Origin of the sequence: Rummeliibacillus sp. TYF005 (genome assembly GCF_003844195.1) — a bacterium.
Lineage (GTDB): Bacteria > Bacillota > Bacilli > Bacillales_A > Planococcaceae > Rummeliibacillus.
The window spans coordinates 1-8665 of record NZ_ML122609.1; the positions used below are offsets into that span (position 1 = coordinate 1).

Here is an 8665-nt window from a genome sequence, read left to right on the forward strand (position 1 = left end):
TTCTATTTACACAAAATATTTTATACTCTCATACATAAAGTAACCTAATCATTATCTATAGATGTTGATGCTATATTATTGTTATTCTTTTTTTCTTTTTATAAATACATATTTTATTCTTTTCACCTTTAATCATCTTTTTAGTAGAATCCTGTAAAAAATATATTCTTAGTGCTTTCTCCATCATAATATTTAAAATAAAGAGGTAGTTTGTTATAATCATCTAATTAGATAAATCCTATAAATTTAATCTCTTCCTAACTAAAATCCTTCATCGTAATCTGGCAGAATGCTTCTGTTAGTTCCTCCAAAGTTCCATCAAATTTTCCTTCTAACCAATCTTGATACATAGACGTTAAGCCACCAATAAGATAATGAACACGATAAACATACATTTTTGACTTTTGGCTTTCTTTAGGGATTTTCGAATCACTTAAAATTTNCTAGAAAATCAGATAGCATCTTTAATAAAGGTAACGGATTTTTTATAATATCTTCATCTTTATAATCATTTAAAAACTCAAGAATTTTCCCCATTGTTTCATTTTCAATTTCTTCAACAATTGCATAGATATCCGAGTAGTGTGCATAAAATGTCCCTCTACTAATCCCCGCCTTTTCTGCAATATCTTTGACTGTTATTTTCTCTACCTCTTTTTCGAGAGCCAATTCTATATACGCATAACGAATCATCTTTTTCGAACGGATCGCACTTTTGTATTTAGCTTTTCCAGCCATTGGTTCACCCCTTACATTTGTACAAAATTAGACAGATTCTCATTTTTTGCATATTGTGGTGTTTTATGTACATAAGTATAATTTGTTTATAAACAAAAGTACACACATGTACGATTTTGTAAAAAAGAGATGAAAGAGGGGTTCCAATGAAGAAAGTAATGAATTGGCGAGCGGCATCATTGCTTCTTTGGATTATAGTTACTATCATAATCGTCTTATCGATGCCCAATTTAGATCAGCTCGTCAGGGAAAAAGGTCAAATCACAATGCCCGATGGTACACAGAGCACTGTTGCCGAAGAAATGTTAAAAGAAATGGTTGGAGAAGATGGCGAAAAATATTCAATCATCGTAGTCTTCAATTCTGGCAGTGATCAAAAACTGACAACTCAACAGCACGAAGAAATAAAATCAGCCATACAATCGTTGCAAAGTCACAAAAAAGAACTCGATATCCAAAATATCGTAAGCCATCTAGACAATGAACAAACGAAAGAACAGCTCATTTCAAAAGATGGAACAACAATTTTAACGCAACTATCGCTCGAACAAAATGATAAAAAAATTTCAGAAGTAGCCGAGAATCTTCAGCATTATGTCAAAAACAACAATATTGATACGTATCTTACTGGGAACAAATTAGTAATGGAAGATTATATCCAATCTTCTCAAGATGGTATTAAGAAAACTGAAGTTATTGCAGTTATATTTATCATCGCTGTTTTGATACTTGTATTCCGTTCCCCTATCGTTCCGATTATTTCACTGTTATCGGTCGGCATTTCCTATTTAGTATCTCTTGGCATTATTGCTCATTTAGTTGATCAGTTTAACTACCCATTCTCGAACTTTACGAAAGTATTTTTAGTCGTCATCCTGTTTGGGATTGGCACAGACTATAACATTCTTTTATTTACTCGTTTTAAAGAAGAACTGGTCAAACAGGACAATGTTTTTAATGCAGTAAAAGAAACTTATAAAACAGCAGGACGTACTGTGTTGTTTAGTGCATTAGCGGTATTTATCGGTTTTATCGCACTGATCTTAGCTGAATTTATTCTTTACCAAGCAAGTTCAGCGGTAGCAATTGGTGTTGCTGTACTTTTACTCGTACTTATGACTTTAAACCCTTTTTTCATGGTGCTTTTAGGCAAAACAATGTTCTGGCCTATTAAGAAATTTGATGGTCATAGTACCAGTAAAATGTGGGGCTTCTTATCAAAAATATCTGTATTGAGACCTATTGTTGTTTTACTATTTATCGCGCTTTTATGTGTACCATTTATACTCACATACAGTAATTCATTAAGCTACGATGACTTATCGGAACTCGATGATAAATATCCATCAAAACAAGGTATTAACGTTATTGAAGATCATTTCCCTTCAGGATTTTCTTCACCTACTACACTTGTTTTGAAATCACCTGATGCGTTAGATAACGCTAAATCACTACAAGCATTAGATGAATTAGCTGAACAGATCAAAGATATAGATGGTGTTAGTAAAGTTTTGACTGCTACACGTCCTACAGGTGAGAAAATTAAAGACCTATATATTCAAAAACAAACAAACGATTTACAAAACGGACTTGGAGATGCAAAAGAAGGCGTAAGTCAAATCAATAAAGGCCTATCATCAGCAGAGAAAAAAGTTGGTCAAACAAATAGTGGCGGTACTGAAAACGTTCAAGCGTTAATCAATGGCACAAACGAGGTTAAACAAGGGGTTTCCAAATTAGGAAACGCAATGAATCAATTATCAAACGGCATTCGTTCTGGTAAAAATGGTGCTCAAGAGCTCGAAAACGGTCTCGCATCTCTTAAAACAAACATGAACACATTAGGAAATTCGATACCACAACTGATGAATGCCTATAATGCATTTCAACAAGGTTTATCTTCCTATAGCAATTCTTTCGCAAGTATGAGTCAAGCGATAAATGGTACAAAACAAGGATACGAACAAATTGAAGCCTCCATGCAGGCTTTGATCAAATCGAAACCCGAGCTTGCCAATGATGTGAACGTACAAACGACCCTTAAAATAGCTTCTACTGGCAAGAAACAACTCGCTCAACTTTCTGATAAGCTAAATGCGATGACACCACAGTATAATAGTGCGATGCAGTCATTTAAAAAGCAAATAGCTCTTTAGCACAAGTAAACAGTGGTTTCTCCCAACTCCAAACAGGTGTTAACAAGCTATATGCTGGTTCAACCACTCTAAAAAATGGCTTACAATCAGCTGCAGATGGATCAAGCAAAATTGCAAGTCAAACACCTGCACTCGAATCTGGCTTAACAACCATAAATAATGGTCAAAAACAACTGTTAACAGGCCTTAATGATTTAGCCAAACAAATGAAAGCTCTTCAATCTGGTCTTGCAAAAAGCTCAAAAGGTTTGAAAGACATCAACTCAGGTCTTCATGATGCACAAGGATACTTAAAAGATTTAAGCAAGTCTGATGCATCTGAAAAATTCTATATACCAGAAGACGTGTTAAAAAGTGATGACTTCCAAAAATCTTTAAATATGTATATGTCCGATAATCGTAAAATTGCACAAATGAATATCATCCTCGATGTCAATCCATATACGAAAGATGCAATGAACATCGTTGAGCATATTGAAGATGCTGTACAAGGTTTCACAAAAAATGGTGAACTACGTGACACAAAAATCGCATTTGCTGGAAAAACATCTCAAAATGTTGACCTTCAAGCAATTGCGAGTGGCGACTTTACACGAACTGCAACAATTATGCTAATCGGTATAGGGCTCATTTTAATCATCATCACCCGTTCAGTATTGAAACCAATCTTAATTATTTCTTCATTAGTGTTAACGTATTTTACTGCACTTGGTATGAGTGAATTGTTAAGTATGAAAATTTTACATGTTGATGGATTGGGCTGGAATGTTCCTTTCTTTAGCTTTATCATGATTGTCGCTCTCGGTGTGGATTATAGTATTTTCTTAATGATGCGCTATAGAGAACAAGTTGGCAATCCAAGAGAAATGATCGTCGATGCTGCTCGTCATATCGGAAGTGTCGTCATTTCCGCAGCCGTTATCCTTGGTGGAACATTTGCAGCGCTCATTCCATCTGGTGTCATATCACTAATCGAAATTGCCATAACCGTTATCATCGGCTTATTCCTATTAAGCTTTGTCATGCTACCAATCTTCATCCCATCATTATTATCGATTGTGAGTAGTGTTCGGAATTTGAAGTGGTTTAAAAAGATAAAAAGGTCGTAGAAATGAGGGCAGCCCCATAAGTAGAAAACTTACGGGACTGCCCATTCTTTTGCTTTTGCAATGGTTGATTCAAATTATCCTGGATGGTTATGTTTTCGTTGATAAACGTGTAGAACTAATGCTTATTTCAGCGTGCCAAAAATCCAATTATACAACTGTTGAAAAGTTAATAAGTGCATAAGAAAAGGCCTCAATATTAGAGGTCTTTAGATGTATTAAAGGCTTTATTCTTCTACAATTTCTAACTGTTTGTAATAGTTATCTACAATGGGGTGAGTATCTGGATTTGAATCGTAATAGGTATTGTCAATTTGATTAAGCGTAAATTTAAACTCTTTTTCGCCATCAAAAAGAGTAATACCATATCGCCAACCTTTACGTTTTTCTTGATTTTCTTGTGGCGTAAATTCTATTTCTTTAATCAACGTTAGAAATTCACCGATTTGTTCTTGATTCGTTATCGTTTTAGAAGCACCAGTTGAACCATCTTGAATAATAACTTTATCTACATTTTCAATTTTTGCGTCCTTATAAAACGATTCTAATGATTGCGTTTTTCCATTAGTACAAGCAGAAAGTATGAATAGACTTACTAATAACATTAGGAACAAAGATTTTTTCATAGAACCACCCCTACGTTCACTCTACCACCAATTAGACGTATAAAAGTTACATTTTAACAGTTTGGGATAGGTATTAATTACAGTTTAAATATATTTATAATTCTAGTAGAAAAAATTTATTCCTATAATTTATTTTAAAAACAACAATCTTTTAGAAAACAGCCATATTAAAAGACTTACCCCTCTTCAACATTCACCACAATATCACCGAATAATTTTTCACCAATGTAAACCTCAAGCTTCCATAACCCAGCTGTAGGAAACTCCATTGTTGATGGTACATGTGTTGTTGCACCATTATAAGGACTAATGCCTACATTCACACTATTATCAGCTTGTATTATTTTATGCTTTTCCCCTTTTTCATTGATCCCTATTATTTTCAAAGGTCCATCAAATTCATCATCATTTCCCCAAAAGTGCCACATATATTTGTTTGGTTTTCCTTTAATAATGGGATCAATCTTAATATCATCTTCATTGCCCGATCCAACTAAAAAGCCTAATCTACCTTCTTTTCCAATAAGAACATATTTCCCCTTCTTACCAGCAAAATCAATTGGAATATCGAATGTTGGACTCACTTGCCAATGATTTGAGCTCACTGCCTCTTTTTCTTTCGTTTCCTTTTCTGAACACCCCACTAATAGTAGCAATACTGATAAAAACACCAATATCTTTTTCATATAAGCCCCCTTGCAAAAATTTATTCCTAACATATATAACCGCACACTTAAACTATGTTGATTTCCTATCAACATAATTCTTCCAATATTAACCTATGGTCATAATATCTATATCATTCATTACAATTTCGATATCGAACTGGAATTCCCTTCAATTATTAAGGAATATTATAAGATTAAAAACGTGGATTCAATTTTAAGTAATTGTGGAGACTCTCGGAGGTAAACGATGTTGATGAATTCTTAGCAGAAGCCCTTCATTTTTGCACATGCAATATAGTTAAATATTGTAATAATAAAAATATTCACGTAAGCTAAAAATAAATAGTATCAAAACACCGCCGATGTTAGTGCATCAAGCGGTCAATCATATTTGGCTTCCATTAGGTGACATAAGAATCCCCCATCCGCGAGAGCTCTCAACTCAAGGATGGGTTATTTTTTAATATAAATGAGAGTTTTCTCTTTTACATTTCGATATAGTTAGTGAAAAGCTTTTCAAAAAAATGAAGGAGAATGCAAATGAAGTGTAATTCAAAAAACTTTATCAATCGACTAAAGAAAGAAAAAGAAGATGCACTTGAATTTATCATAGAAGAATATTCTTCCCTAGTAAAAGGAATTAGTTATAAAATTTTATCTAATATTAGCAAAGAAGCAATAGATGAATGCGTTAATGATGTATTTTTAACAGTTTGGCAAAATGCTAATTTATTTGAAGGAAATCCCGAAGATTTTAAAAAGTGGATTGCAATGATAACTAAACATAAAGCAATTGATCGTTATCGTCAGCTTGATAAGTTGCAAAAACGTGAAAAAAACGATGAATTTATTTTGGAACAGTCCATTTCAGAAGATGTTCAAATTTCTCTTTTAGAAAAGGATGAAAAAAATACATTATTACTTGCGCTAAGTACATTAAAAGATATTGACCGTGAGATTTTTATGATGAAATATTTTCTTTACTTAACAACTCAAGAAATCGCTGAATCATTAAATCTTTCCATTTCTGCAGTTGAAAATCGCTTATACCGTGGAAAGAAGAAGTTAGCTAAAAATCCAATACTTAGGGAGCGATTTATATGAAGAAAAAATATAGAGATTGGATTGACTTTGACATTGATCAAATTGAACTGATTCCTTTATCAACTGAAGAGAAAGAGGATTTAAAAGAACATGTATTATCTAAAAGTAAAGTTAAGAAATCCATCAAACTTCGGCACTTAGCTACCGCTGTTATACTTGGAATCAGTGTAATTACTGTTAGCTTCATGTCTCTCCCAGCTCTCGCAAATCAAATTCCTTTCATTCAAAGTGTTTTAACATATTTTGAGGATGATTCGGTTCCGAACATTAATACGTATACAGAATTAGCTACAGATATGAAACAAGTACAGTCTAGTAATGGAATAGACGTTTCTGTTGAAAAAGCAGTGTATGATGGAACAAATATTATTTTAACCTATACCATTCAAACAGAAGCTGAACTTGGTGATAATCCCCGAGTAGATGGCATGTTAGACATTCCAAAAGCTAACAGTAGCGGTTCTATTTCTAATATTAGAAAGATAAATGATACAACTTATGCTGGAATTGAAAAGGTTACACCACATTTTAAAGGCAAAAGTCTTGATGAAATACAAGTTTCATGGCAACCTACACTATTTGAGAATATGGAGACGAATAAAAAGTTTGAAGGGAATTGGCAATTTGAATTTACTTTAAGTGAATTAGTAGCAAATACTATAAAACTTAACCAATCAATTCAAGAAGACGGAATTACTCTAAGTATGAAATCACTAAAACAAACAGAATTGACTGCAGTATTACAGTATGAATTTAATGTTGATCATTCTATATTAAAAGAGTGGCCGTTTGTTATTATAGAAATGGTTGAAGTAAAAGATAATCTTGGAAACACTTATGAAATTGATAGTAATGGTGGGGTTAGTATGGAAAATGGTACTTCTAATAAACGCAAGGTAACCATTTATTCACTAAATCCAAACGCTAAATCATTAATACTAACACCCAAAGTTTATTTTTCAAAAGGTTCTGGCAAATTAGGAGAAACAAAACAAATAAGCCCTGTTACAATTGATTTAAAATAATTTTAGTAGAAGAATCCATAAAAATTCTTTATAGGATTCTTCTTTTCATTATTAGCCTTTTTTTATATCTCCTTCAGCTTCTTTTTCGCTTCTGCATCTCCTTGAAGTGCTGCTCTTTGATACCAATACTTAGCTTTTTTCATATTGATAGGTGTCCCCATACCCGATTCGTAGCAAAAGCCAAGATTAAATTCACCATCTACATCTTGCTTGTCAGCAGCTATTTGATACCAGAGAATGGCTTCCTCTCCCTGATTGTTTTGAAAGGCTGCATTTCCTAATCGGTTGGCCGCAAATACATCACCCGCTAATGCTGATTGTGTGAACCAATAGTTTGACTTTGCTAAATCTTTTTCAACCCCGACACCATTTTCATACATATAACCGAGTGTATACATTGATTCTGCAACACCACGTTCAGCCGCAATAGAAAATAATTCGAATGCTTTTTTGTCATCCTTTTCAACGTACTCACCGCGAAAATACATATCTGCATAGTTATTCATCGCATCTGCATGTCCTTTTAAAGCCGCTTCCTTATAACATTCGAAAGTTTTCTCCCAATTTTCTTCTACAACCGTACCATCATAATAAAAATTCCCTACCCAATAAATTGCATCGATATTCCCTGCCTTAGCAGACACTTCATACCACACAAAAGCCCAATCGGCATGATCTAAAGATTTATAGAACTCACCTAATTCAAGCTGGGCATCGCTATTTCCGTTCATAGCTTTTTGATAAATGGAGATGGCTTCTTGTATTTCCTCATGTTCGAAAAAAATAGTCGCTTGATCAATTTGAGGATTTAGCAACTCTTGTAAAATCGTTTGCACATCCCGAAGCAAAATAGGATAGAAATTCTGGTCATATATAGACAGATGTTTAACTTGTTCAAGTAGAATTCTGATATCATCTGAGCAGTTAGTGATTGCTTGTTCACAATAATGGATCAATTGAGAGATGTTTGAAATCACATTTTCTTGATTGGTTATTTTATGTAATAACTTCGCTGCTTCTGTATATCCTTTTTCATTAAGATTTTGTTGTATATCCATGAAAGTGCACTTCCTTTAAAACCGGATTAAATGAATACTTTATTTTAGCATATCTCGTAAATGAATTTGGCTGAGAAACTAGAGATAGCTTGAACATAACTTGGAGTCTTTTGCACAACTGGCTGCTCTTTTTGCACAACTGTTAACCTCTTTTGCACAACTCGCTACTCCTTTTGCACAACTC

5 protein-coding genes and 2 pseudogenes are annotated in these 8665 nt (G+C 33.6%); 3 read left to right on the forward strand and 4 right to left on the reverse strand.

All coding sequences use genetic code 11. The features are described from left to right. Positions 1-443: 443 nt before the first annotated feature. Positions 444-738, reverse strand: a pseudogene (locus CW357_RS18970) (TetR/AcrR family transcriptional regulator); the annotation flags it as partial. A 146-nt stretch (positions 739-884) separates the two neighbouring features. Between CW357_RS18970 and CW357_RS17355 the strand changes: the two are divergent. Beyond that, positions 885-4003, forward strand: a pseudogene (locus CW357_RS17355) (MMPL family transporter). A gap of 224 nt (positions 4004-4227) precedes the next feature. Here the strand turns inward: CW357_RS17355 and CW357_RS17360 are convergent. Both CW357_RS17360 and CW357_RS17365 read right to left on the reverse strand, forming a co-directional pair. Next, positions 4228-4626: a hypothetical protein gene (locus CW357_RS17360; protein WP_124218719.1), complete on the reverse strand. Its 399-nt coding sequence runs from the start codon at positions 4624-4626 to the stop codon at positions 4228-4230. Between the two features lie 176 nt (positions 4627-4802). Further along, positions 4803-5312 (reverse strand): DUF4871 domain-containing protein, encoded by a 510-nt coding sequence (locus CW357_RS17365; RefSeq protein ID WP_164489646.1) that lies wholly within the window; start codon positions 5310-5312, stop codon positions 4803-4805. Between the two features lie 522 nt (positions 5313-5834). Here CW357_RS17365 and CW357_RS17370 point away from each other — a divergent pair. Both CW357_RS17370 and CW357_RS17375 read left to right on the forward strand, forming a co-directional pair. After that, positions 5835-6398 carry a sigma-70 family RNA polymerase sigma factor gene (locus CW357_RS17370; protein ID WP_124218721.1) on the forward strand — a complete coding sequence of 188 codons (564 nt, stop codon included), beginning with the start codon at positions 5835-5837 and terminating at the stop codon, positions 6396-6398. Further along, positions 6395-7423, forward strand: a complete 1029-nt coding sequence (locus CW357_RS17375) for a DUF4179 domain-containing protein (RefSeq protein WP_119415039.1) — start codon at positions 6395-6397, stop codon at positions 7421-7423. Before CW357_RS17370 ends, CW357_RS17375 begins: the two co-directional genes overlap by 4 nt. 62 nt (positions 7424-7485) lie before the next feature. Here CW357_RS17375 and CW357_RS17380 read toward each other — a convergent pair whose 3' ends face one another. Next, on the reverse strand, positions 7486-8481 hold the full coding sequence (locus CW357_RS17380) for a tetratricopeptide repeat protein (RefSeq protein ID WP_119415040.1): 996 nt from the start codon (positions 8479-8481) through the stop codon (positions 7486-7488). Between the last annotated feature and the right edge of the window lie 184 nt (positions 8482-8665).

Excerpts from the sequence above, each read along its gene's own strand:
- CW357_RS17360 (WP_124218719.1), bottom strand. The coding sequence starts at position 4,626 with ATGAAAAAATCTTTGTTCCTAATGTTATTAGTAAGTCTATTCATACTT.
- CW357_RS17365 (WP_164489646.1), bottom strand. The coding sequence starts at position 5,312 with ATGAAAAAGATATTGGTGTTTTTATCAGTATTGCTACTATTAGTGGGG.
- CW357_RS17370 (WP_124218721.1), top strand. The coding sequence starts at position 5,835 with ATGAAGTGTAATTCAAAAAACTTTATCAATCGACTAAAGAAAGAAAAA.
- CW357_RS17375 (WP_119415039.1), top strand. The coding sequence starts at position 6,395 with ATGAAGAAAAAATATAGAGATTGGATTGACTTTGACATTGATCAAATT.
- CW357_RS17380 (WP_119415040.1), bottom strand. The coding sequence starts at position 8,481 with ATGGATATACAACAAAATCTTAATGAAAAAGGATATACAGAAGCAGCG.